This is a genomic window from Spirosoma luteolum (assembly GCF_054778875.1).
This window is the reverse complement of record NZ_BAAGZE010000008.1, coordinates 172,511-197,126: the sequence shown is the minus strand read 5'-3', so window position 1 is coordinate 197,126 and position 24,616 is coordinate 172,511. Positions and strand designations below refer to the sequence as shown.

Below are 24,616 nucleotides of genomic sequence, written 5' to 3'. Positions count from 1 at the left end.
CGTAATTTTGACCTCATTCTCGTTCTTACGACTCACTCGATGAAATCTGGCAGTTGCTTTCTTTTCGTTCTGTTCACTACGCTATCGTTTGCCCAGCAGCCTGCCAAACCTGGCTCGGCTACCACCACCCCGGCCAATGCCGTGCAACGGGCACAGCAACGAGCCTTTACCGTCGCTACCATACCGCAAACCGGCGACCTGCTGACACTCGATAAAGCCATTGCACAGGCGGTCGAAGCCAACTACCAGATCCGCATTAACCGGTCGCAGGAGCAGATTGCCCGCAACAACTTCACGAAGGGCAACGCGGGCTACCTGCCCACCCTGACGGGCAACCTCAACTCGAACGGCGGGCTGCAAAGCTTCCGGCAAACGTACCTCGACGGGCTGCGTCCGCCCCAGGAAGCATCGGGCATTTTCAACCGTACGTCTAACGTGGGCGTGAATGCCAACTACGTTATTTTCAACGGCTACGCCCGATCGGCCACGTACAGCCAGCTCGAGCAGCTGCTGAAAATCAGTAGCGTTACAACCCGGGCCAACGCCGAAGCCACTGTGGCTAGCGTGGCCGCCACCTACTACGATGTGATCCGGCAGCTCCAGCGGCTGATTGCGTTCAGTCAGGCGCTCGATATCTCGCGGGAACGGCTTGATCTGGCCCGGGCCATGTATGAAGTGGGTACACGCTCGAAAGTCGATTTTCTAAGCGCCCAGGTCGATTATAACACCGATAGTGCCTCGGTGGTGGTGCAGGAGCAGGCCCTGCGCGATGCTAAAACCACGCTCAATTCGCTGCTCGTACGCGACCCACAAACGGAGTTTTCGGTGCGCGACACCATTATTGTCAACAGCAACCTCGCTTTCGAACCCCTTCAGCAATCGCTCGCCAGCAACAACCCCCTGCTGGTGTCGGCGGTGCTGAACCGGACACTTGCCGACATTGGTACGCGACTGGCCAATGCGCAGCAACTGCCGCTGGTGACGGCGCAGGCGGGCTATAACTACCAGTTTGTCGATAACCAGGGCGGGTTTGGTATCCGAACCGGCCGGACAAGTGCCGTTACCTACCTGCTGACGGCAACCATTCCCATTTTCAATGGCTATAACCTGAAACGACAAATTCAGAATGCCCGGGTCAATACGCTGATCGCGCAGGATCAGGAGTCGAACCAGCGGCTGCAGTTGCAGACGGCCCTGACCCAGACGTACCAGCTCTACCGCAATAGCCTGAAGCTGCTGAACCTGGAGGTGCTCAACAACCAGCTGGCCAACCAGAACGTCGATATTGCCTACGACCGCTACCGTATCGGCAACTCGACCTTCGTTGAGTTTCGGGATGTGCAGCGCAACGCCGTTGACGCCCAGACGCGGCTGATCGAAGCCGAATACAACGCCAAAGCGGCCGAGATCGAACTGCTTCGGCTGAGTAGCACCATCAGTCAGACGCTGGATGTACAGTAGCCGGGGCCGGGTGGGGCAGGGTAAGACTAACGCCAAACATAGTTGGCCCGGACCGGTTCATACCCGTGTTGAACCTCTGTCAGACAGCCATGCCTTACACCACAACGGATTACCCCATATCGCTCAAGAATTTTATGGCCCCCGTTCGCCGGAAAGCCATCGAGATTGCCAATGCTCTGCTGGCCGATGGTAGTGACGAATCGCGCGCCATCGCCATCGCCACCGCGCAGGCCGAAGAGTGGGCGCTCAAACGGGGTATCAAAGTCCGGAAAGACAACGCGCCCGAAAACAAACGATAACACATCCCGATGAAAGACACACCCGTAGACGCGTTCGACTGGCAGCGTATGCTGATCCAGGATTTACCATGGACGTTTCTGGGGGAGGTAGCCTTTCGAACAGTGTTTATGTTTGTGGTGCTGCTCACGGCGCTCACCGTATCGGGGAAGCGCGAGGTGCGGCAATTATCGATCTACGAACTGGTGCTGCTGATCGGTCTGGGCTCGGCCGCCGGCGACCCTATGTTCTACGATGATGTGCCCCTGAGTGCCGCCGTGGTGGTATTTGTGGTGATGATGGGTTGCTACAAGCTCGTCACGTTTATCAGCGACCGCAACCCGCGCATCCGCGAAACGCTGGAGGGCAAACCCGTTTACGTCATTGAAAACGGCTGTGTACTGGTTAACAACTTCGATCGTGAAGATCTGGGTATCGACGAACTGTTCTCGGATCTGCGTGTGGCGGGTATCGACCAGCTCGGGCAGGTCAGAATCGCGATTCTGGAAGCCAACGGGCAACTGAGCGTATTTCAGCAACCCGACGACGCGATACGACCCGGCCTGCCCATTCTGCCACGTGAGCTAAGTAAATCCACCGTTCATATTCAGGAGCCGGGCCAGTATGCCTGCCTGACGTGCGGCACCGTCGACACGATCGAAGTGCCCACACCCGAACACCGGTGCCCGACCTGCCGGGCCAATCGCTGGGTAAAGGCAACCGGACCGCGCCAGGCCTAGGCCGTTGCCGCCCGACGCCGGCTGGGCTGTTTGGTCGCTTTCTTAACCTGATCGTTCAGGAACTTTAGCAGAAGTTTCTCTACGCCATCGAGCCCGTGCGGACTGGTCTGACGAAAGCGGTTCTTCTGCATGATGTAGGGGTTGAGGTCACGGCATTCGTAAGCCTCCAGTATCTGCGGATGCACATAGTGTTTGCGGCACACGGTCCGGGTGTTACCCAGCGTATGCGACACTGCATCGAGCACCGTGTTGACGTTTGTCTTCAGTTCCCGTTCACTGTCGCAGGGCTCGAGCTCAACCAGCAGTCGCATGGCATTGACCGTACCGGCCCAGGTCCGGAAGTCCTTCGCCGAGAAATCGGTACCCATCGTTTCCTGCAGGTAGCTATTCACCATGCCCGAGTCGATCGACTGCCGGTGCCCGTCGGCGTCGTAATACTGAAACAACTCTTTACCGGGAATGTCGCGGCAGGCCTTCACCAGTTTGGCCAGCCGCCGGTCGTGCAGGGTAATGTCGTGGTAGATGCCCTTCTTGCCTTTAAAACTGAAGTGAAGTTCACGGCCATCGAGTTTTACGTGGCGGTCTTTCAGGGTAGTCAGCCCGTAGGAGCCGTACTCTTTTTCGTAAGCTGCATTACCCACCCGAATCAGCGTCTGTTCCATCACGCTCAGGGCAATGGCGATTACTTTTTCGCGGGTCAGGGTGCGCTGACCCAGGTCTTTAGCCAGCCGGGCGCGGAGGGTGGGGAGGGCCTGGCCGAAAGCCACCATCCTGAAAAACTTGGTTTCACTCCGGATGGCATTCCACTGGGCGTGGTAGCGGTACTGCTTGCGGTTTTTGGTATCGATACCCGTAGCCTGAATATGGCCATTGGGTTTGGGGCTGATCCATACGTTTTCCCAGGCGGGGGGCAGGGCCATGCTGCGAATGCGGGTCAGGGTTTCGTCATCGTGGATGCGCTCACCGGTTGGCGACACATAGATGAACTGATCGCCGGCGCGCTGGCGGCTGATGCCGGGCATGGTATCGTTGAGGTACAGCAGACGGGCGGCTTTGGCCGTCTGAACGGGATCGTGGGCTAAGGCTAACAGATTCATAACGGAGCGCAGGGTTGAGGCTGGACAACAACCGGCTCCATCAATTGGAGCCAGCCGTGCCGACCGACAACCGAACTAGCTGTACACCGCTATGGTTTAAGGCCGCACGGCCTTTCCGAAGAACCACAGCGAAAAGGCCGTGGCATAGTGTTGAAGGTCAATCGGATGGATGAGGTTGCCGATGGCCAGTGATTTGGTGGCGAGCCCCATCATCATCGCGGCCAGCACGACCCAAAGGCCATGTTTGCTGCGTTGCATCAGCGCCCACACGGCCATCAGCATCAGCACCAGAATACCCATGGCCGGCACGATGGGGGTGAACGCCCGGCCGTCGGGAAGCAGCAGCAGCACAAACAACCCCACACCAATGAGTACCATGGCTAGAAAAGCCGGGAGGCTGTATGTCTGCCGGGCCAGTAGCCCCCAGGTAGCCCCTACGGCGCAGACGATACCCAGGCTATCGGCCAGAATCTGCATCGACCGGTAAAGCGGCTCCAGCTCGCTCGATCCCATGTAGTGCGCGATGCCGATGAGGGCGGCCAGCGACACCGTCAGAAAGAAAAAGCCCCAAAGTAATCGGTTAAAGAAAGCAACGCGGGGAGAAAAGTACCAAAACACGCCAATGCCAGTACCGGCCAGAACTGAACTGGAGAGGATGTGTGAAAAAATCATCACGTAATTTAGGAAGATTCGGCTACTTTTGCCCAACATTTTTCGGAGACGCCAGTCCGTCTGTCCTGCACCCCCGGGCCTTTTCAGCGACCCGTTCAGCGCAGTATCGGCGGGCCCGTCGTCGGCCTGAATGCATCGCCAACGATTTCCATAACCAGTCATGAGTGTTTTAGTCAACAAGGACTCCAAAGTAATCGTCCAGGGTTTCACCGGTTCGGAGGGTAGTTTCCATGCCCAGCAGATGATCGAATATGGTACCAACGTTGTCGGTGGCGTTACGCCCGGCAAAGGTGGCCAGACGCACCTCGACCGGCCCGTTTTCAACACGGTGAAGCAGGCTGTCGACGAAGCCGGAGCCGATGTGTCCATTATTTTCGTGCCCCCCGCTTTTGCGGCCGACGCGATTATGGAAGCCGCTGATGCCGGCATCAAGGTAATTATCTGCATTACTGAAGGTATCCCGACCGAAGACATGGTGGCCGTAAAAAGTTACCTCGACGGGAAAGATGTACGCCTGATCGGGCCCAACTGCCCCGGCGTAATGACCGCCGACGAGTGTAAGGTGGGTATTATGCCCGGCTTCATTTTCACTAAGGGCCGGATCGGTATTGTTTCGAAATCAGGCACGCTTACCTACGAAGCGGTCGATCAGCTGACCAAAGCAGGTCTAGGCCAGAGCACCGCTATCGGTATCGGTGGCGACCCCATCATCGGCACCACCACCAAACAGGCTGTTGAACTGCTGATGAACGACCCCGACACCGATGCGATCGTTATGATCGGCGAAATCGGTGGCGGCATGGAAGCCGAAGCCGCCCGCTGGATCAAAGCCGACGGCAACCGCAAACCCGTGGTCGGCTTCATTGCTGGTCAGACGGCCCCTAAAGGGCGCCGGATGGGCCACGCGGGCGCTATCGTAGGTGGTGCCGACGACACGGCAGCTGCCAAGATGGCGATCATGCGCGAGTGCGGCATTCACGTGGTTGAATCGCCGGCGCTGATCGGCGATACCATGCTGAAGGCACTGGGGAAATAAAGAATGATCGAGTGAAAGAGCGAAAAAGCGATGGCGTAACCGTGTGGCCGATAGTGACTAGAAAAGCTAGTGATTATGCAGGTGGCACGTTTTTACCTCGTCGCTCTTTCGCTTTTTTGCTTTTCCGCTTTTTAGTAGCGCTCCTTCTTCCTCTCACTCCTTCGCTCGTTGCGTGTGCGCAACCCCGCAGCGAAGGCATCGGCCCCGGGGGGCGTTATTACCCTGTTCATTCGTTCCAGGACGATTTCCAGGTGTTCGACGAGGCTACCAGGGCCTACGTTCCTTATATCCCGGAACTGCACGCCGATCAGACTGCCCTCAGCACCTATATCGATCTGGAAAGCAACCGTCACTATAAGCTGTTGCTAATGACGCGCCGGGACGGCTATCTGTTCATCAATGCAGCCCTCCGGCGCAACGTCAGGGCCGGACAGTGGCAGGTTCTCGATATCGATAGCCTGTTTCGGGTCTACCGGCGACCGGAGGTGTTCCTGACCCTCTATGGCGCCCCCGGTATCGACGATAAGCAACTGTATATCGGGTATCCCCGTTCGGCCACGCAGAAGACGATTGTACTCCGCGACGACAACCTGAGTGTACGGCCCCGGCCGATGTCGGTCTATGGGAATGTGCTTAGCCTGTGTCTGCTGATTCTGCTGGGGTATTATGCCTTTCTGTTCTCGTTCCACCACCGGGCCTTCGGGCGCTTCTTCAGCCTGCGTGATCTGCTGTCGCTGCGGGCTCAGGAAGAGTCGTTTCTCATAAGCCGGCCGCTCAGCAGCGTTAACCTGCTCTTTACGCTCGGGTTAAGTCTGGTGGTTGCCTACCTGATTGTCTTTGCCCAGAGTCGGGGGCTGTACGTGTTCTCGTCGCGCCTGTTGTTGCCCGAGTCGATACGCTTCAATGCCCTGATGGGCGAGTTTAGCCTGCTGACCGGTCTTGTGTTCGTGGCCATGGTCAGCAAGTACCTGCTGGTCGAAGTCATCAGTGGCCTTTATAAGCTGCACGAAATCAGCAACGTACACTACTTCAAAATCATGCAGGCGTCGTTGCTGTTCTTTACGCTGCTGGCGCTGCTGCTGTCGGTAATCGCCTACAATGTAACCGGGCTGACCTGGACGGCCAATGCCCTGGTAGTGCCCCTGATGGGCTTCTACGCGGTTCGGCTGGCACTGCTCTATACGGTAATCCGGGCGGCTGAGCCTATCAAAAATCTCTATTTATTTTCGTACCTTTGCATCGTTGAATTGATACCGTTACTCATCGGACTGCGCTTCGTTCTCTGATGATCCGGATCGATTGGCTGACCAGGTTTTCTGGTGGCAAGTAGTGCTGGTCAGGGAGTCAGGTGGATGTCTGCTACACCGGCCGGCCCATTGAAGAAACGAGAGTAAAAAGAGTCAATGAACGAGACCCATACCGAAAACGCCGAAAGCCGGCTGACGAAGGTTAGCCGATTGCTAGTTTCTCAATCTCGCCCCGCCGACGACAAATCTCCCTACTTTGATTTAGTTGACAAGTACGGTATCCAGATAGATTTTCGCCCTTTCATCGAGGTTCAGGGAATTTCGTTCAAGGATTTCCGCCGGCAAAAGATCAATATTCTGGATCATACGGCTATCATTTTCACGAGCCGCAACGCCATCGACCATTTCTTCCGCCTTTGTCAGGAAGGTCGCGTTGAGGTGCCGGCCGATATGAAGTACTTCTGCATCTCGGAGCAGACGGCCAATTACCTCCAGAAGTATATTGTCATCCGTAAGCGCAAGATTTTCAACGGTACCCGAACAGCCGCCGAACTCTTCGACCTGATCAAGAAGCACAAGACCGAGAAGTTTCTGTTTCCGTGTTCCAACATTCGGCGCAACGATATCCCTGAATTCATGGATACCAGCGGGCTCCACTTTACGGAAGCCGTAATCTACGAAACGGTGGCCACCGATCTGTCAGATGTCGACATTACTGCGTACGACATCATTGCGTTCTTTAGCCCCTCGGGCGTGGCGTCGCTGAAAACCAACTTCCCGGACTTTGTTCAGAACGGCACCCGGCTGGCGGCTTTTGGCCCTACCACCGCCCGCGCCATCGTCGAAGCCGGCCTGACCCTCGACATTGAAGCACCGTTGCCCAACGCCCCGTCGATGACCGGCGCGCTGGATCTATATATCCGGAAAGCGAACAGCTAAAGGCGTCCGCTGCCGCATCCGAAAGGTTGGTCTGAGGGAATTGGGCAATGGCTCATTTTCCGCGGCCAACCTTTCTTTTTGGCTCAATAAACTGGTCTGCTCCTCGTTTATTTGTATACTGCAACCGCTTGCCGTAGAGGTCTGGCGGCCAGCTTTGCCCTTTCTGCTTCGTTCGTATGATTCGCATCCTTTACCCATTTGCTTTGCTGCTGACGCTGGCCGTGGGCCCGGTATGGGCACAGCAGGAACCCCAGTTGAGTATGTATATGTATAACCCGCTTTACTACAATCCGGCAGCCGCCGGGTCGGAGGGGGTATCGCGTATTCAGCTTACCCAGCGCACCCAGTACCTGGGGTATCAGTCGATCGGCAGTAGCGACGAAGCGGTTCAGAACTCCCAGATCCTGTCCTTCAACATGCCCATTGCCCGCATCAAAAGTGGCGTGGGTATCTATGTGCTCAACGATAAGGCTGGCCCCAACATTAACCAGTCGATACAGCTTTCCTATGCCTATCGGCTGGCGCTGAAAAACGGTACGCTGGCCATCGGGGCGCAGGCGGGCTTTTTCAACAAAGGCTATGACTATGGGCTGTTTCGTCCCGAGGTGCCCGACCCGCTGATTCCGTCGGGGCGCGTTACGCAGGCCAAACCCGACATTGCTGCCGGCGTTTATTATAACACCACCGACTATTGGGTAGGAGTGAGCGTCAACCACCTCAACCGCTCAGAATACACGCTGGGCACCGACCGGTCGACCTCGCCACTCTATCCCAACGCTTACCTGACCGCCGGTTACCGGCTGGGCCTGGGCTACGATATCGACATTCAGCCATCAATTCTGATTCAGTACAGCACGTTCGGCGGTATCCGGGACTCGCAGGCTACGCTCAATGTGCTGGGAACCTACGCCAACAAGATCTGGGCCGGGTTAGGGTATCGGCTACAGGATGCCGCCATTGCCACGGCGGGTATTAACCTGATGCGTAACAATGCCCTGCGCGTAGGCTATTCGCTTGATCTGGTGGTAGGGAGCACCAACGTTAAAAGCCTGACCTCCCACGAAATTATTGTGGGTTACGCCTTGCCCGCTCCCGATGCCCGTAAGAAGCCCATTGTTCGGACGCCACGCTTTCGGTATTAATTTGCTGGGAAACAGGATTATGGCCTGCAAGCACGGGCAACCCCCAACAGTTTGGCAATATTGTTGTTAGGCAGATTGCCAGCGAGGCCTTATTTTTGGCCAGGTGGGTATGCCGAATTGCAGGATTTACCCACCAGACAGGGTCGCTGGTAACGATCGTTAAGAATTACAGCGCAAACCGGCGTATACATACAATATCCAAACGGATTTTCGTTTTTAGACTGGTCTCGCACAGCAAGGAAGGTAAAAGATAACCGATAAATGAAGAAGTACAACACGTTTACAGTCGATGCAACCCGTGGGGTGATGGTAGCGGCCGTTATTCTGCTTCTGCAGGGTTGCGGATTCGTTAAGTCGAAGTTTGGCGGAAACGGCAAGGGAGGAGAGGTCGGCGTCACAAACGGCGAAATCACAGCAACCGGCCGCAAAGGCTACAAGCAGACCACACCCTATGGTATGGTGCTCGTGCCTTCGGGTTCATTCATCATGGGGCAGGCCGACGAAGACGTGGCGGCTACTCAGATCAACATGAACCGTCAGGTAACGATCAGCTCGTTTTACATGGACGATGCTGAGATCTCAAACCACGAGTACCGCCAGTATGTCAACGCGCTGTTGGCCGACTCGGTGTCGGTACTGGGGGAAGAAGAAATCATGGCCAAATACTATCCGGATACGGCGGTCTGGAAAAACGACTTTACCTATCACAACGGTGACCCCATGCTGGAGTATTACTTCTCGCATCCGGCGTTCGACACCTATCCGGTGGTTGGGGTGAGCTGGAAAGCAGCGCAGCACTTCAGCCAGTGGCGCACAAACATCTATAACGACTATCGGACCAAAGAAGGGCAGTTTAACTCGCCCCGCTTCCGGCTGCCATCGGAAGCCGAATGGGAATGGGCCGCGCGGGGTGGTAAAAGCGGAGCCAAGTACCCATGGGGTAATCCATATGTAGCCAACGGCAAGGGCTGTTACCTGGCCAACTTCAAGCCACAGCGCGGTAACTTCGACGCCGACGGATACCCGTATACGGCACCGGCCACCGCTTATAGCCCCAACGACTACGGTCTGTACAACATGGCTGGTAACGTAGCCGAGTGGTGCCGCGATGCTTACGCCGACAATTCCAACGCTGTGGTCTGGGACATGAACCCCGACAACCAGAATGCCGACGAGCCACGCAAGGTGGTCCGGGGCGGATCGTGGAAAGACATTGCCTACTACCTTGAGACTGGTACGCGTTACTACGAGTACGAAGACCAGAAGCGGTCGTATATCGGTTTCCGCTGTGTTATGGATAACCTCGAAGGACGTACCGCATCGGCCCGGGGTGGTCGGGTAGGTGGCAGCAGCCGCAGCAAGAGCAGCAGCAAAAAGGCGTCTTCGAAGAAAAGCGACAAAGTATAAGCAACCCACATCAACGCTGAATGGCAGCCGGTAATCGAGCGGTCTGTTGTTCAGCGTTTGAGTATCCTAACAACTACAAAAACCTATTCCAACCAACAATTCGCTATCATGGCAGCAGCAAAGTCAACTAATTTTTTTTGGGATCGTTTAGTACCAACTATTTATAGTGCCGGTGCCGCCGTCGTGGTACTGGGAGCCATGGCCAAAATTCAGCACATTGCCTCGCTTAGCTGGCTGCTGACGGTTGGACTGGTGGTAGAAGCCGTTATTTTCGGCCTCTACGCATTGCAAAGCTTCTTTTTTCCGGCGTCTTCGGGCGATGGGTATGCCTGGGAGCGTGTATATCCTGAACTGGCTGACGATTACAAAGGGGAAGCCCGCAAACCGGCTCCGCAAACCAACGGTCTGACTGGTAATATGGACCAGATGCTGGCACAGGCTAAAGTAACCCCCGATGTATTCGAACGGCTGGGAACGGGCTTCCGCAGCCTGAACGATACCGTAGCGAAACTTTCGGATCTGACCGACGCTACCGTGGCTACCAACGATTACGCTCGTAACGTGAAAACGGCATCGGGTGCCATCAGCGAAATGAACAAGTCGTATGGCACGGCCATTACGGCCATGAACTCGATGGCCGATGCCACGACCGATGCCAAGGATTACCGCGATCAGTTCCAGAAGGTAACCAAAAACATGGGTGCGCTGAACGCTGTCTATGAACTAGAGCTGCAGGACACCAATAAACACCTGAAGGCTATGAACGCTTTCTACGGTAGCATGACGTCGGCCATGGAAAATATGGCCGATGCAAGCCGCGACGCGCAGCAGTTCAAGAGCGAAATGGCCAAGCTGACCGGCAACCTGGCTTCGCTCAACAACGTATACGGCAGCATGCTGACTGCCATGCGGGGTAGCCAGACGCTATAAAACTGAGTTGTAAGGTCTTACCTGTAGTTACGTAGTTGTAAAGTTGCCGGCGCGTTTTGTGCGCTACTCAATGGCAACTTTACAACTGCATAGCTTTAGGAGCATGCAACTATAGAATTCCACAACTCAAAATAGTATAACCTACCTTAATTCATGGCAGGCACAAAAGAGACACCCCGTCAGAAAATGATCGGGATGATGTATCTGGTATTGACCGCACTGCTGGCCCTTCAGGTCACATCGGCCATTCTGGATAAATTCGTACTGTTGAACAACAGCCTGGAGCAGTCGACGATTGCGGCCAGCAAAGTGAACCAGTCGACGGTCGACAATATCCGTGCAACGGTTGAGAAATCGGGCAATCGCGCGGTCGATCTGGCGATTGTGAAACAGGCGGAGGATGTACGCAAGCAGACGGCCGACGTGATCGGTCAGATCGATGCTCTCAAACAGCGCATCATCACCGAAGCTGGTGGTGGTACCGATGAGGCCGGCAACATCCGCAATCTGAGTGAAGAAGAAAAAGTGGCCCTGATCATGGTTGGTGGCAACCACAACGGGGAAGCGTATAAACTGAAAAAGCAGCTCGACGACTACATTCAGAACTTGTCGCGCTATTCGACCAACAAATACGCATCGCTGGCACTCGACGGTAAAGATGATCCGATTTCGAGCCGTTCGCCGGAGCAGCGCGCCAAAGACTTTGGCGAACTCAACTTCGCCCAGACGCCTGTACCGGCGGCACTGGCCGTACTGAGCCAGCGCCAGACCGATGTGCGCCGAATAGAAGGTGAAGTACTCGACGTACTGGCCAGCAAAGTGGGTGCGCAGGACGTGAAGTTCGACAAGATTCTGGCCATGCTGAGCATGGAGTCGAAAGTGGTGGTGGCTGGTACCAAGTTTAAGGGGCAAATGTTTCTGGCGGCTTCGTCGTCGGGTATCCAGCCGCGCATGAGCCTCAACGGTGGTCCGGTTCGGATGGTCGATGGACAAGGTATCATTGAATTTACGGCGCAGGGTGGTTCGTACGACAAGAACGGACTGGCTCGTCGGACGCTGACTGGGTCGATCTCGTACCAGACGCCTTCAGGCATGAAGTCGGTGCCGCTGAGCGCCGAGTATTTTGTGGCCAAGCCGTCGTATCAGGTCGAAACGGGTACGATGCCCCCGCTGTATCTGGGCTGTGCCAACAAGCTGAGCATTCAAAGCCCGCAACTGGGAGCCCTCTGGAACCCAAGTTTCTCGGCCGACGGTGCACAAGTGATTCAGTCAGGTGAGAAAGGAAAGATCACGGTTGTACCCAGTTCGGCACAGGTGGCGCTGAACATCAGCAACAGCGGCAGCCTGCTCGGTACGGAACGGTTCCGGGTAAACCGGGTTCCAAAACCAACGCTCGAATTTTACGTAGGCGGCACCAAAGTGGGCGATCCACGTGGTGTGGCAGTAGGACAGGCGCGCAGTGTGCGGGTTCTGGCGGTAGCCGACGAAAGCTTCCGCAATTACTCGCCTGATGACGCAAACTTCCGCGTCACCGGCATTACGGTTATTCTGGCGCGCGGTACGCGTAAAGTGGGTCAGGTGAATCTTGGGCCTGGCGGTGGTTCGCTGGGTTCGATGGCCGCTGACATTCAGCCGGGCGACCGACTGGCCATTACGGTCGATGGCGTACAGCGCCGGAACTTCAAAGGCGATATCAGCGAGGTATCGATTGGTAACCCGCTGCAAAACGTTTCGCTGTACTAAACAGTGGTTTCTATATCGGGAGCGGGTTAAGGTTCCTGCTCCCGGTTTAGAACGAGCATGGCAGTAGCGTACTAAACAGAGTAGTCCGGCGTTATAGACGCGATACAGGACGCAACTTACAGGTCGACAATGAAACAAATGAAAACGATGGCCGTGACCGCTGCGATGCTGGCGGTAGCTGGTGGGGTCGCGATGGCGCAGGAGAAAACGAGCACCGGCACGAATGCGCTGTCGGTACGGGCCATCAATGACAACGACATCATGATGAAGAAGACTCTTTGGCGTCGGATCGACCTCAGGGAGAAACAGAATCAGTCGATGTTTTCCAAAAATAATGAGATCTCGAAGTATCTGATCGAAGCCGTAAAAGCGGGCCTGATCGACGCCTACGAGAACGATTCGGTGACGACGAAGCTCACTCCCGACAAGTTCCAGAAGCGGATGATCATGCCAAACTCGGCTCCACAACTGTCGGCCGAAGAGATTGCCGCCGGTTTTGGTAACCAGACCACCGGTGGCGCTTCGGATGGCTGGGGCGATACCAAGAAAAAAGACAACGCAACCACGGCCAAAAAAGCCGATGACGGCTGGGGTACGCCCAAGGCAGCCGCTGCAAAACCTGCCGACGACGGCTGGGGTGCTCCGGTAAAGAAAAAGTCGACGACGGCCAAAAATAGCAAGGGCAAAAAAGGTAAAGCAACCGCACCGGTTGTTGAGCCACCCAAACAGGATACGGTTGCGGCTGTGCCTGCGTTCCAGGGCGATGAGTACTTCGCCAAGGAGTTCAACATCATGGAGATCAAGGAAGACTGGATTTTCGATCGTAAACGCTCGCGGCTGTACTACGACATTCAGACGGTGACCGTATTTCTGCCGGCCGACAAAAATGCAGCTGGTGTAGAAACGCCCTTGGCTACGTTTAAATACAAAGACCTCGATAAGCTGTTCCGGTCAGACCCGAAGAAGTTTATCTGGTACAACCCGCAAAACCAAGCACAGCATAAGAACCTGGCCGATGCTTTCGATCTGCGTTTGTTCTACGGTCGCATTACGAAAGTAGCCAATCCCGGCGATACCGATCTGGTTGGTATGTACGGTGACAAAGAAGGGCTGTTGAAGTCGTATCAGACCGAATACGAACTGATGGAAACCGAGCACAGCCTTTGGGAATATTAAGGTGTTAAGCACAAAAAAAGGGGCGTCATTCGACACCCCTTTTTTTGTGTGCTGAATTTATTGCTTCACCAGCTGGAGCGAGTTTTTCTGGTCGCCCTGAGTTACAGTCAGGAAATAACGGCCTGTCGGTAGTGCGTGCAGATCGATGGGTTGTGCAAGGGTTTCGGCTGTTTTCTGCGCCTGCATCGTCCGGATAACCCGTCCCGATGCGTCCTGTAGCTGCACGGTGACCACACCCCGATAAGTGCTGCTGATCGAAAGGGAGGTACGATCGCTGACCGGGTTTGGAGCCAGACTTACAGTACCAGCTCCGGCTTCGTCGACGGCCGTCACGAGGGCAGGAACCAGGCCAAACGGCAATAGATTAGCCTCGGGCGTTGGCAGTTTCGTAGTGGTATAAAGGTGAACAGCGCCCGGTTCGAGTGGGATCGACTGATTTACATCGGTAATGTTGACCTCCTGACCCGTGAAATAATGATACCATTTGCCGGTTGTGGGGAAATTGGCTGCCACTGATTGGGCGCGTGTGTCGAAACTGCCAATCAGGAAGGCCGTGCCGGTGGGACCACGCAGGGTCAGTCGCTTCACCGCGTTGGCAAAATCGGTGGTCACGTCGTTACTGGCAAAGATGGGGACGGTCGTTTTGAGCCTGATCAGCTCGGCATATACCTTGTACAGTTTAAGCCGGGCCGCATCCTGGTAATAATCCCAGCGAACGGGTTTGGCGGCCGTGCGGCAGTCGTTATTGATGGTGGTGCCGTCGGAGCAGACATTGATCGACAGGTCGTAGCCTAGCTCACCGAATTGCCAGATCATTTTGGGGCCGGGTGTGAGCAGTAGAAAAGCTGCTGCCAGCTTAGCCCGGTCAAGGGCGGTGGCCAGTGTTTTCACCGAGTAGCTGCCCTCGGTGAGCCCATTCTGCCGCATGTCATACACCAGGCGTTCCTCGTCGTGGCTCTCGGCATAGCCTACCAGGTTGGGCTGTGTAAAGCCCCGGTTACTGGCCAATAGGCCCGAGAAGTTGCCCTGAGCCGCGCGGGTAGCGCCACGAAAATCGAAATTGTGATTGCCCCACAGCAGCATGCCGTAGGCCGCCAGTTCTTTTTCCTCCTGATTGTCGGCAAAATGTTCCAGAATCACGTAAGCCGTGGGATCGACAGCCCGAATCTGGTCATAGATACGCTTCCAGATGGCCACCCGGCTTGCATCGTAGGCACTCCAGGCATTTACGTCGTTGCCGGTATTTTTCTGCGTAAACCCTTTCGACAGATCGAACCGGAATCCATCGACTTTGTATTCGGTGAGCCAGTAGCGGCACACCCGGTCGACCAGGGCCTTGGTATCAGCGCTCTCGTGGTTGAAATCGAAGAAAACGCTGAATGGGTGGGTCGCCTGCTGGTTGAAATACGGGCTGTCGGCAGAGGGTTTGCTACCGTCCCAGTAGAGTTTTACGTACGGAAATTCATAATCGGCCTGATTGAGAACCATATCGAGTACCACCGCAATGCCCTGCTGGTGGGCTGCGTCGATGAATCGTTTCAGAGCGTCTTTGGTGCCGTAGGCCTTGTCAGGCGCCATGTAGAATGTCGGGTTGTAGCCCCACGAGTCGTTGCCCGAAAATTCGGTGATGGGCATCAGTTCGATGGTGTTTATACCCAGCCGTTTCAGATACCCCAGGCTGTCGGTCAGGGTCTGATAGGAGCGCGACGACACAAAATCGCGGACCAGCAATTCGTAGACGACCAAGGTGTTGACGGCCGGCCGCTGAAACGATGTCGCCCTGAACGCGTAGGGTGTCTGACCCGTCTGCAATACTGATACGGTATTGCCAATGGCTTTTTCGGGAAAAGCTTTCAGGTTGGGATAGGTAGTGGTCGGGATAAACTTGTCGTTGTTGCGGTCGAGAATCTTGTCGCCGTACGGATCGGCCACCCCGATAGTACCGTCGACCAGATACTGAAAAGCTACTTCCTGACCGGCAGTCAGGCCCGTCAGTTCGAGCCAGTAGCGTTTACCGTCGGGCGTTCGTTTCATCAGATAGGCCGGCACCATAGCCCAGTTGTTGAATTCGCCCAGCAGATGAACGAAATTTTTATTGGGTGCATAGAGCACCAGAGTCGCTGTGGTAGGGCTGGTATAGTTGATTCCATCCTGCAGGCCCGTGGGCAACGCAGCCACCGTTGGCTGAGGCTGCACGGCAAAGTAGAACGTATCGGATACCGACTCCGTGGCCGGCACACTGGTATCGATGGCCTGAGCCACCACCATACGCTGTACGCCTGGTTTGTTTCCTGCTGCAAGTACCGTCCGGAGCGAATCGGTGTTACTGAGGGTGAGGGTTTTCTGACCGTCTACGGTCAGGCTCATCTGCACTTTACGCGACGCCCGGTACCGCACCGTAAGCACCTGATCGGCCTGCACGTAGAACTGTTTCTGAGCGGGCGCCAGCCGAGCCAGGCTGAGCCGGTTGTCGTATATGGTGACGAAGAGGTCTTCGGTCTGCGCCTGACCATTGCCACTTTTGAGCAGCACGCCCAGCCGTTTGATGGGGGTACCGGTAGGCACCCCGAAATACGTACGGGGCACGAGTTTGATTTGCCAGACATCGTTGCCCAGCGCGGTCATTTTGCCGGGCAGAAAGGGGGCGCTGAAGTTAGTCTGGCCACTGGGTTGAAACTGGAAGGCATTGCCCGTTTCGGTGCTGCCGGCGCCCGACCACAGGTACACATCGTCGGTTTTGCCGAGCAGTGCTTTGGCCCGGGCATCCTGTGCCTGCTTAAGGTCGAACAGCAGGGTGATTTCGGCGTCGGCCGTGGGGAAGGCGGGCAGGGTCGAAACAACCTGTGCCCGCGTGGCTGTAACAACCAGCCAGAGTAACAGAAAGGATTGGTAAATCGTCTTCATAGGTTTGGCGAAAGAGCGACAAACCTACACTTTTCAGGGCACAATGGCATACGGCTTTAGCGCCTGGTACACCCGGTGTGTGGGCAGACCCATGACCGTATAAAACGACCCGTCGAGCTGCTCGATACCCACCAGACCCACAAAGTCCTGGGCGCCATACGAGCCGGCCTTGTCGAAGGGCTGGCAGGTGCGAATGTAGTAGCTGATCTCGTCGTCGGTCAGGGGCGCAAACGTTACACGCGTCTCGTCGGTAAACGAGGTAAAGACGGGCTGACCATTGGCGTCGGGAGCCAGCAGGCATACGCCTGTCCGGACGCGGTGCGTACGGCCCGACAGCGACCGAAGCATCCGATAGGCATCGGCCTCGTCGGCCGGCTTGTTCAGGATCTGGTTGTCGAGAATGACGACGGTATCGGCGCAGAGTACGATCCGCTGGCCCAGATCGCCGGCAAACTGGGCGGCCTTGTCGCGGGCCAGAAATTCGGCTACTGCATCGACCGGCATGGTGTCAGGAAATACCTCGGCAGTGGGACGGGTTTCGATGGTAAAGGTAAAACCGGCGTCGGTCATGAGCTGACGGCGACGGGGCGACCCGGAGGCCAGCACGAGCGGAAAACGCAGTGTAAACATGCAGGGGTTGCTAAGCGAACCACAAAAATAGAACACAAGCCGCGCTTTCGTGGTATCTTGGTAAAAACACCTACCGTAACCATGCTTACACGACCTCGTGCTGATTGGTTAGAATCGAAGCCGCCAGGGAGCAGGCCGCTGGTTCTGCCTGTCTCCGGCTTCACGCACCCGTCTGCCCGACAAACGCGGTAATTGGGCAGGGGCGGGGGCACCGGCTACTGGATTTTTGCCCCGATCGGGCCCACTCAGCGGGTTACAGATCGGTTTGGCCGGGTGTTTGGTAGCCTGTTGAGCGGCTACTGCGTTCGGCCGGCAGCTGGTTGGCCAGTGGCTGGGTTTCCTTTCTTCTGCTTAGGCTGCGGGCAGCCGCGCATTTTCTGAAGGCAACGATTCCCGGCCGATACGGATCGTTACGACAGCACTGACCACAACACTAAACCATTTGGGTGCGTATGATTCTAAGAGACGCACAACCAAGTCGATGAAGCAACTGTATCTGAGCGGGCCTTCTGCCATCCGATTCCTGGTGATCGGGTGGTTGCTGCTATGGACCGTATGCCGTGCTCAGGCTCAGCAGCCGGTTGCCGACAGTACACTGCGCGCCGAGGAACTGGCCGCCACCATCGATTCGCTGGCTATGGCCCGCTCAACGGCGCTGACCGACAGCATAGCGGCTCAGCGCGACAGTATTTTTTACACCAGGCTCAAAACCCGCATGTATAAGCACCGGCTGACCCGCCAGCTGTATGATGCGGTGTTTCGGGATGTTTACAACAGCCAGCAGAAAACAGGAGAGGTCAACGTGATCGAAAGCAACCCCTTCAAGCCTTACGAGGGGCGCATTATCGGCGACATTATTATTCGGCGACTCAACGTGTTTGGACAGTCGGTTTACGATACGCTCCGGCAGTCGGGGAGCTGGGTCGAGCGAACGGGCAACCGTCTGCACGTCAACACGCGCGAAAACGTGATCCGGCGGTCGTATCTGCTCTTTCGGGAAGGCGACGCGGTCAATCCTACCGTGCTGCGCGATAATGAACGGCTGTTGCGGACAACGTCGATTTTTCACGATGCCCGGATTCTGGTGGTGCCGCGCCGGGGCAGCCGGCAGTTCGTGGATGTGTACGTGATTACGCAGGATGTCTGGTCGCTCGAGCCAAACGGGGGCGTGGGGTCGCTTACGCAGTTCAACATAGGGTTCGACCAGCGCAACGTGCGGGGTCTGGGCCATCAGCTGTTTGCCCAGCTGGCTTACTCGGGCACCGATCCCCGTCAGAAACTCGAATACCAGACCCGCTACACCGTACCCTTCATCGGGAAGACCTTTCTGACGGCGCAGGCCGAGTTTCTGTACCTGCGCGACCTGAAGCAGGGGGCTATCCGCATGTATCGCCCGTTCATAACGCCCGATACCAAGTATGCCGGCTCCATCGAACTCACGCATACGCTGATCAACAACCGCATTGTCACGCGCGACGATAGTGTCCGGCTGGTGCCACTGCGCTATAATTTCTCCGATGTCTGGTTTGGTCGTTCGTTCCGGCTGTTCTACCGTGAGGGCGATTCCAGCGAGCGGGGGCGGGCGCGTTTAATCATTGCCTTTCGCAACACCAACTACGAATACCTCAGCCGCCCCACCGTTACGGCCGACACCAACCAGCTTTACCAGAACAGCCGCACCACCCTGATGAGCGTGGGCTTTTCGCGCCGGAAATACACCCGAGACGTACTGATCTACGGCTTTGGCCGTACGGAAGACGTACCGGTGGGCACTACCATCTCGGGAGTTGTGGGGCTCGATAACGCCGAGCTGGGGCGCCGGTTCTATACCGGTATCAACTACACGCAGGGGCACTACATCCGGCACATGGGCTATTTGTATGCGCTGGCCAGTGTGGGGGGCTATGTTCGGCAGGGGCAGATCGAGCAGGGTGTGCTCTCGCTCGAAACCAATTATTTCAGTCCCCTCATTCCGACCAAGTGGGGCAATACCCGGCATTTTCTGAACACCCGCTATACTACCGGCATTAACCGATTCACCAACGAATACCTGTCGCTGAGCAGCTCGGGTGGTGGCATCAATACCGATGGCATCGGCATCAGCAACGATGCGCTGCGGGGCACCAAGCGGTTGCTCATCAACTACGAAAATATTCTTTTCTCGCGGGTCAATGTTGTGGGATTCCGCGTTGCCTTTATCACGTTTGCCAATCTGGGTCTGTCTACTTTTTCCGATCGGGCGCTGCTGCGTGGTACACTGTATCAGGGCTACGGAATCGGCTTTCGGCTACGTAATGAGAACCTGACATTCAACAGTTTCCAGATCCGCCTATCGTATTACCCCAACATCCCGGGCAACACCATTCCGTTCCGGCAGGCGTTCGAAGGCGTTCCCAGCCTGCGCTTCCGCGACTTCGATTTATCAGCTCCCCAGATAATTCCTTACCGCTGATGAACTAATTTATCTGTATATAGTGTTGATACATTAATTACGATTACTTTATCTTTGTCCCATGTCCATCGAAGAAGACATCAAGCAAACTACCCCGTTCAAGAGTCCGCATCACCGGGTGATGGTGAACCTGATGTTTACCAGCAACTGGATAAGCGACAGCCAGGCGCGTTTGCTGAAGCCCTATGGACTGACGCTGCAGCAGTATAACGTACTCCGGATTCTGCGGGGGCAGTATCCCAATCCGGCCAAAGTAACTGATATCACCGAGCGCATGCTCGATAAGATGTCGAATGCCTCGCGGCTGGTCGACAAACTGGTGCTGAAAAAACTGGTGCTTCGGACCGAGTGCCCCAGCGACCGGCGGGCTGTCGATGTGGTGATTACTGATGCGGGACTGGACCTGTTGAAGAAACTCGACGATTTTCAGGAGAAGTGGGACGCTACCCACAATCAGAAAATTACGGAAGATGAAGCCATTCAGCTGAGTATACTGCTCGACAAGCTCCGCGGCTGATACACACTTGCATTACCCCAGTTTTATATACAACCACTTTTTTTTACACAAACCAATGAAAACACGTCAATTTCTGACGGGCCTCACGGCCGTAGTAGTACTGGCTGTCGGTTCAGCCTTCGTAGCTCCCAAGAAAGCCGCCACCTATAAAGTTGATGCACAGAAAAGCATCCTGAACTGGAACGGCAAAAAAGTAACCGGTGAGCACTCGGGCAATGTGAAACTGAGCGACGGTACGCTGATGGTTGATGGTACCAAAATCACCGGCGGTACATTCAACTTCGACATGAACAGCATCGTCTGCACCGACATCACTGATGCCAGCTACAATGCTAAATTCATTGGCCACATGAAATCAGAAGATTTCTTTAACACGGCGAAATTTCCGACCTCGACGTTCAAAATCACGAAAGTGACGCCCAAAGGTGGTAACGCCTACGATATCACCGGCAACATGACCATCAAAGGCATCACTAACGCGGTAACCTTCCCGGCCACGGTGAAAGTAAACGGCAACATGATCGAAGCCGACGGTAAAGCTACCCTCGACCGCACTAAATATGACATCCGGTACGGTTCGAAGTCGTTTTTCGAAAACATTGGCGACAAAGCCATCTACGACGATTTCACCGTTGAGATGAAACTGGTAGCCAAAAAATAAGACAGCCTCGCTGTACAGCAAAAAGCCCCCGGTGCCAGTAGGCGCCGGGGGCTTTTCTGTGGTTTACAGAAAGGGCAGTGGCTACATACCCTGGGGTGTAAACTGCACCGTATCGAGCGCGAAGAGGGGTTTCTGCCCCGCTTCCGGATTCACGAATACCAGGTACAGCTTGTGCATACCGTTGACCGGGGTGCTGAATGGCAGATTAACCGGACCTGCCAATCCTTTCTTCACATCGGCCGTAGCCAGCAGCTGCCCCGTGGGTGAGTCGAGCCGGGCTTCGAGTTTGCCACCCGCCGTACGTTCATCGGCGCTGAACACCGTGGCCGAAACGCCCTGAATACCGGTCAGGTCGATGCCCGTGAACGACACATTACTACCCGATTTCAGGCCAATCGCAGCCGGACCCATGGTAGGAATGTCGAACTGGTAAATATCCTGCTTTCCATCGGCCGAGACGGCCTTGATCATCGGCGAGCGCAGGGCTACCGAACTGCTCTGGGTGAGGGGGCCGATAATACCGTTGCCGCGGTCGGTGTACGAAGCCGTCAGGATATAGGAGCCGGGTTTGGCCTGCCGCTCGGGCACGTAAGCGCCGGCCAGTGGCTGCCGGTTGGCGGCTTTCTCATCACCCAGCGACAGGATGTATTTCACCATATCGGCTGCTTCGGAATCTTTCAGCTGGGGGTGGGCGCTCATGGCCTGTTCGCCCCAGACACCTCCACCACCGTTGATGATCTTCTTGGCCAGTTTGCCTTCGGTCTGAAAGCCTTTCTTATACTTCTTGGCGATATCGATAAACGAGGGGCCAATCGACTTCTTGTCAACCGCGTGGCAGGACTTACAGTCGCTCAGTTCGATCAGGCGTTTGCCGGTCGAGAAGCCGGTATTGGCCTGGTGACCCTGTGCCAGCATGGTTTTGTCGAAGCCTTCGAGGTAGTTGATGGTCATCATCACCTCATCGGCATTGATGCCTTTGGCCAGCGTACCATCTTCCTTGTCCGACACTTTTACTGCGTATTTAACCGGTTTGCTGGGAAAATAAAACGTTTTGTTGCCGGCTACTTCGACTGCTACCGATGGTTCGGCGTTGCCAACCCGCACCTCGACGGTCTGCGTGGCTACCTTGCCGGCAGCATCGGTCACGCGCAGCGTAGCGGGATAAACACCCGGTTTGGTAAACGTTACCGTGGCATCGGGCGTGTTTTTGGTGGGCATGCCTTTCCCAAACGACCAGGCATAGGTAATGGCGTCGCCATCGTAATCCATCGACTGGTTACCGGTAAAGGCTACCGTTAGCGGTGCCGCCCCAACCAGTTTATTGGCGCTGATGGTGGCTACAGGCTTGCGGTTGCCGGCATTATACGTGATGCGCGAAAGGCGGGCATCATTGTTGGCGGCAAACCACTGCTGTCCGTATTCCAGTATGTATAGCGAGCCGTCGGCACCGAACTGCATGTCCATCACGTGCGAAAACTTGGTACCCGGCATGAGTCGGTCCATTTGCAGGAAATCGCCGTTGGCTTTCATCGAAACGGGGTTGATCCAGTCGCGCATCCAGTCGTAGGCAAACAGCTTGCCGTCGTAAGCCTTCGGAAACTTAACGTCCGAATTGGCGTAGTCATCGTAGTAGTAGACGGGCCCTGCCATGGCATTACGACCGCCCTTGCCTACGATGTCGCCAAATTCGGGCGAGTCGGCGTAGGGGTAATAGATAAAGGCTTTCTGCGCCGGGGGCAGTTCGGTCAGGCCCGTGTTGTGGGGCGAGTCGTTGATCGGTTTGGCCGCATCGAAAGCGGGGCCTACCGTGCTGTCGGCAAAGTTGAAGGCGCGGTAGGGGCGGTTGTCGGCCACAAACAGGGGCCAGCCGTAGTAGCCGGCTTTGCGGGCCTGATTCACCTCGTCGTGACCGCGCGGACCCCGGTCGGCTTTGTCGTTACCGGCATCGGGGCCTACTTCGCCCCAGTACAGGAAATCTGTCCGCTGATCGACTGCAATCCGGTAGGGATTCCGGTTGCCCATTACGTAAATCTCGGGGCGGGTTTTTTCGGTACCTTTCGGAAACAGGTTGCCTTCCGGAATGGTGTAGGTGCCATCGGCTTCGGGGTGAATCCGCAGAATTTTACCCCGCAGGTCGTTGGTGTTGCTCGACGTAGCGCGGGCGTCCCAGCCAGCCCGGCCGGGCCGGTTATCAATCGGGGCAAAGCCGGCCGAAGTGAACGGGTTGGTATCGTCGCCGGCCGAGAGGTAAAGGTTGCCTTTGCGGTCCCAGGCAATCGAGCCGCCGGTATGGCAGCAGTCGGTTCGTTTGACGGGCACGCGCAGCAGTACCTTTTCGGTACTCATCAGCAACGTATCTTTCACGTCGTCATACACAAAGCGCGAGAGGTGCTGCGCCGTATCGCCGGGCGCTTCGGGCCGGGCGAGGGGCGAGTAGTAGGCGTATACAAACTTGTTTTGCCGAAAATTCGGGTCAACATTGAGTCCCATAAGCCCGTATTCAAATTTAGTATAAACCGGAAAACGGGCGACTGTCTTTACGGATTTGGTGGCGGGGTTATAAAGTTTCAGATCGCCTTTGCGCTCGGCAAACAGCACTTTCCCGTTATCGAGTACCGCCAGTTCGGTCGGCTCGTCGAGGCTGGGCGACAGCACAGTCCGCTCGAACCGGTTTTCTTCGGGATACGGCTGCGTTTTGGCCTGGCTGAATTTCAGACTCGTGGCCATAACCGATTTGATGCCTCCGAGCAGGTGCTGCAGAAACAGCGGCTCTACGTACGACTCATCGGTGTGGCCACCGGCGGTATAGAACATCTTGCCCCCGTCGAAATCGCGGTACCACATAAACGGGTGATTGTCGCCGTTGGCACCACCCTGGTAGGTTTTCTCGTCGATCTTACCCAGCACGTGGATACCATCGACAATACTCTTGAAGTTGTACAGCTCATCGAACCGTTTCCACCGATCGGGCAGCATGCTCGTCGACGGGTGATTCTTGTCGATGATGGCGATTTCGGCGTTCTGCTGCTTGGGATGGCTCAGGAAATAAGCACCCACCAGCTGGTTATACCAGGGCCAGTCGTATTCGGTGTCGGTAGCCGCGTGGATGCCTACGAAGCCACCGCCCGCCTGAATGTAGCGTTCGAAAGCGGCCTGCTGGGCATTGTCGAGCACATTGCCCGTGGTGCTGAGCCAGATCACAGCGCCGTATCGTTTCAGATTGGCTTCGGTAAACTGGCTTGCATCTTCGGTAGTGTCGACGGCAAACCCGTTTTCGGCACCCAGTTTCATGATGGCCCGCTTGCCGGCCGGGATAGACGCATGGCGGAAGCCCTTCGTTTTGGCAAAAACCAGCACTCGGTTCAACGAGACCGGGGCAGTGGCTTTGACCGTTTTGCTGGGGGCGGCCGGCTTTCTGGCCGACTGCGCCAGGGCCGTAGAGCCTACGACCGACGCTGACAGGAAGCCCGCCACCAGCATCATGCGGGAGGGGAGCAGAAGGTTTTTCATAAAGAACGCGGATTAAGGAAATAGATCAGAGGGTGCTTGACGGCCTGATGCGCCGGTTACAACAATCGGTTGCAAT

At 56.0% G+C, this 24,616-nt stretch carries 19 protein-coding genes; 14 read left to right on the top strand and 5 right to left on the bottom strand.

The genetic code is table 11. The annotated features are described in order from the left end of the window. The first annotated feature begins 39 nt into the window (after positions 1-39). From ACYVAC_RS14830 to ACYVAC_RS14820, 3 genes are all read left to right on the top strand, one after another. Positions 40-1,461 (top strand): TolC family protein, encoded by a 1,422-nt coding sequence (locus ACYVAC_RS14830; RefSeq protein ID WP_461098524.1) that lies wholly within the window; start codon positions 40-42, stop codon positions 1,459-1,461. Between the two features lie 89 nt (positions 1,462-1,550). Then, complete coding sequence (locus tag ACYVAC_RS14825; RefSeq protein WP_461098523.1) at positions 1,551-1,760, top strand: DUF2188 domain-containing protein; 210 nt, start codon at positions 1,551-1,553, stop codon at positions 1,758-1,760. A gap of 9 nt (positions 1,761-1,769) precedes the next feature. Further along, positions 1,770-2,477: a DUF421 domain-containing protein gene (locus ACYVAC_RS14820; protein WP_461098522.1), complete on the top strand. Its 708-nt coding sequence runs from the start codon at positions 1,770-1,772 to the stop codon at positions 2,475-2,477. Here ACYVAC_RS14820 and ACYVAC_RS14815 read toward each other — a convergent pair. Further along, positions 2,474-3,574, bottom strand: coding sequence for a DNA topoisomerase IB (locus ACYVAC_RS14815; protein WP_461098521.1), 1,101 nt, complete (start codon positions 3,572-3,574; stop codon positions 2,474-2,476). The genes ACYVAC_RS14820 and ACYVAC_RS14815 overlap by 4 nt on opposite strands. 96 nt (positions 3,575-3,670) lie before the next feature. After that, positions 3,671-4,246: a hypothetical protein gene (locus ACYVAC_RS14810; protein ID WP_461098520.1), complete on the bottom strand. Its 576-nt coding sequence runs from the start codon at positions 4,244-4,246 to the stop codon at positions 3,671-3,673. 160 nt (positions 4,247-4,406) lie between these two features. Here ACYVAC_RS14810 and sucD point away from each other — a divergent pair, with 160 nt between their 5' ends. The 8 genes from sucD (at position 4,407) to porN (ending at position 13,866) form a co-directional block, all read left to right on the top strand. Further along, complete coding sequence (gene sucD / locus ACYVAC_RS14805) at positions 4,407-5,282, top strand: succinate--CoA ligase subunit alpha (RefSeq protein ID WP_461098519.1); 876 nt, start codon at positions 4,407-4,409, stop codon at positions 5,280-5,282. 116 nt (positions 5,283-5,398) lie between these two features. Beyond that, entirely contained in the window at positions 5,399-6,568 is a 1,170-nt protein-coding gene (locus tag ACYVAC_RS14800; RefSeq protein ID WP_461098518.1) for a DUF4271 domain-containing protein, read from the top strand. Between the two features lie 117 nt (positions 6,569-6,685). After that, positions 6,686-7,468: a uroporphyrinogen-III synthase gene (locus ACYVAC_RS14795; RefSeq protein ID WP_461098517.1), complete on the top strand. Its 783-nt coding sequence runs from the start codon at positions 6,686-6,688 to the stop codon at positions 7,466-7,468. 176 nt (positions 7,469-7,644) lie between these two features. Further along, positions 7,645-8,610, top strand: coding sequence for a PorP/SprF family type IX secretion system membrane protein (locus ACYVAC_RS14790; RefSeq protein WP_461098516.1), 966 nt, complete (start codon positions 7,645-7,647; stop codon positions 8,608-8,610). A gap of 261 nt (positions 8,611-8,871) precedes the next feature. Then, positions 8,872-10,017, top strand: a complete 1,146-nt coding sequence (porK, locus tag ACYVAC_RS14785) for a T9SS ring complex lipoprotein PorK/GldK (RefSeq protein ID WP_461098515.1) — start codon at positions 8,872-8,874, stop codon at positions 10,015-10,017. 108 nt (positions 10,018-10,125) lie between these two features. After that, the gene (porL, locus tag ACYVAC_RS14780) at positions 10,126-10,947 is read left to right on the top strand and encodes a type IX secretion system motor protein PorL/GldL (protein WP_461098514.1); all 822 of its coding nucleotides are present in this window, start codon (positions 10,126-10,128) and stop codon (positions 10,945-10,947) included. A 153-nt stretch (positions 10,948-11,100) separates the two neighbouring features. Further along, positions 11,101-12,690 (top strand): type IX secretion system motor protein PorM/GldM, encoded by a 1,590-nt coding sequence (porM, locus tag ACYVAC_RS14775; protein ID WP_461098513.1) that lies wholly within the window; start codon positions 11,101-11,103, stop codon positions 12,688-12,690. 129 nt (positions 12,691-12,819) lie between these two features. Beyond that, positions 12,820-13,866, top strand: a complete 1,047-nt coding sequence (gene porN, locus ACYVAC_RS14770) for a type IX secretion system ring subunit PorN/GldN (protein ID WP_461098511.1) — start codon at positions 12,820-12,822, stop codon at positions 13,864-13,866. A 57-nt stretch (positions 13,867-13,923) separates the two neighbouring features. Here the strand turns inward: porN and ACYVAC_RS14765 are convergent, their stop codons facing one another. Further along, positions 13,924-16,770, bottom strand: a complete 2,847-nt coding sequence (locus tag ACYVAC_RS14765) for an alpha-amylase family glycosyl hydrolase (protein ID WP_461098509.1) — start codon at positions 16,768-16,770, stop codon at positions 13,924-13,926. A gap of 33 nt (positions 16,771-16,803) precedes the next feature. Next, positions 16,804-17,400 carry a Maf family protein gene (locus tag ACYVAC_RS14760; RefSeq protein WP_461098507.1) on the bottom strand — a complete coding sequence of 199 codons (597 nt, stop codon included), beginning with the start codon at positions 17,398-17,400 and terminating at the stop codon, positions 16,804-16,806. 481 nt (positions 17,401-17,881) lie between these two features. Between ACYVAC_RS14760 and ACYVAC_RS14755 the strand changes: the two genes are divergently transcribed. From ACYVAC_RS14755 to ACYVAC_RS14745, 3 genes are all read left to right on the top strand, one after another. Then, positions 17,882-19,852: a hypothetical protein gene (locus ACYVAC_RS14755; RefSeq protein WP_461098505.1), complete on the top strand. Its 1,971-nt coding sequence runs from the start codon at positions 17,882-17,884 to the stop codon at positions 19,850-19,852. A 61-nt stretch (positions 19,853-19,913) separates the two neighbouring features. Beyond that, positions 19,914-20,369: a MarR family winged helix-turn-helix transcriptional regulator gene (locus tag ACYVAC_RS14750; RefSeq protein ID WP_461098503.1), complete on the top strand. Its 456-nt coding sequence runs from the start codon at positions 19,914-19,916 to the stop codon at positions 20,367-20,369. Between the two features lie 55 nt (positions 20,370-20,424). Beyond that, positions 20,425-21,030 (top strand): YceI family protein, encoded by a 606-nt coding sequence (locus tag ACYVAC_RS14745; protein ID WP_461098501.1) that lies wholly within the window; start codon positions 20,425-20,427, stop codon positions 21,028-21,030. 81 nt (positions 21,031-21,111) lie between these two features. Here the strand turns inward: ACYVAC_RS14745 and ACYVAC_RS14740 are convergent, their stop codons facing one another. Next, positions 21,112-24,540 carry a ThuA domain-containing protein gene (locus ACYVAC_RS14740; protein WP_461098499.1) on the bottom strand — a complete coding sequence of 1,143 codons (3,429 nt, stop codon included), beginning with the start codon at positions 24,538-24,540 and terminating at the stop codon, positions 21,112-21,114. Between the last annotated feature and the right edge of the window lie 76 nt (positions 24,541-24,616).

What these genes read in the sequence shown, in the direction of transcription:
- ACYVAC_RS14810 (WP_461098520.1), bottom strand. Translation starts at nt 4,246, where the DNA reads ATGATTTTTTCACACATCCTCTCCAGTTCAGTTCTGGCCGGTACTGGC.
- ACYVAC_RS14765 (WP_461098509.1), bottom strand. Translation starts at nt 16,770, where the DNA reads ATGAAGACGATTTACCAATCCTTTCTGTTACTCTGGCTGGTTGTTACA.
- ACYVAC_RS14760 (WP_461098507.1), bottom strand. Translation starts at nt 17,400, where the DNA reads ATGTTTACACTGCGTTTTCCGCTCGTGCTGGCCTCCGGGTCGCCCCGT.
- sucD (WP_461098519.1), top strand. Translation starts at nt 4,407, where the DNA reads ATGAGTGTTTTAGTCAACAAGGACTCCAAAGTAATCGTCCAGGGTTTC.
- ACYVAC_RS14820 (WP_461098522.1), top strand. Translation starts at nt 1,770, where the DNA reads ATGAAAGACACACCCGTAGACGCGTTCGACTGGCAGCGTATGCTGATC.
- ACYVAC_RS14790 (WP_461098516.1), top strand. Translation starts at nt 7,645, where the DNA reads ATGATTCGCATCCTTTACCCATTTGCTTTGCTGCTGACGCTGGCCGTG.
- ACYVAC_RS14750 (WP_461098503.1), top strand. Translation starts at nt 19,914, where the DNA reads ATGTCCATCGAAGAAGACATCAAGCAAACTACCCCGTTCAAGAGTCCG.
- ACYVAC_RS14740 (WP_461098499.1), bottom strand. Translation starts at nt 24,540, where the DNA reads ATGAAAAACCTTCTGCTCCCCTCCCGCATGATGCTGGTGGCGGGCTTC.
- ACYVAC_RS14755 (WP_461098505.1), top strand. Translation starts at nt 17,882, where the DNA reads ATGAAGCAACTGTATCTGAGCGGGCCTTCTGCCATCCGATTCCTGGTG.
- ACYVAC_RS14815 (WP_461098521.1), bottom strand. Translation starts at nt 3,574, where the DNA reads ATGAATCTGTTAGCCTTAGCCCACGATCCCGTTCAGACGGCCAAAGCC.
- porN (WP_461098511.1), top strand. Translation starts at nt 12,820, where the DNA reads ATGAAACAAATGAAAACGATGGCCGTGACCGCTGCGATGCTGGCGGTA.
- ACYVAC_RS14795 (WP_461098517.1), top strand. Translation starts at nt 6,686, where the DNA reads ATGAACGAGACCCATACCGAAAACGCCGAAAGCCGGCTGACGAAGGTT.
- ACYVAC_RS14830 (WP_461098524.1), top strand. Translation starts at nt 40, where the DNA reads ATGAAATCTGGCAGTTGCTTTCTTTTCGTTCTGTTCACTACGCTATCG.
- porM (WP_461098513.1), top strand. Translation starts at nt 11,101, where the DNA reads ATGGCAGGCACAAAAGAGACACCCCGTCAGAAAATGATCGGGATGATG.
- porK (WP_461098515.1), top strand. Translation starts at nt 8,872, where the DNA reads ATGAAGAAGTACAACACGTTTACAGTCGATGCAACCCGTGGGGTGATG.
- ACYVAC_RS14745 (WP_461098501.1), top strand. Translation starts at nt 20,425, where the DNA reads ATGAAAACACGTCAATTTCTGACGGGCCTCACGGCCGTAGTAGTACTG.
- porL (WP_461098514.1), top strand. Translation starts at nt 10,126, where the DNA reads ATGGCAGCAGCAAAGTCAACTAATTTTTTTTGGGATCGTTTAGTACCA.
- ACYVAC_RS14825 (WP_461098523.1), top strand. Translation starts at nt 1,551, where the DNA reads ATGCCTTACACCACAACGGATTACCCCATATCGCTCAAGAATTTTATG.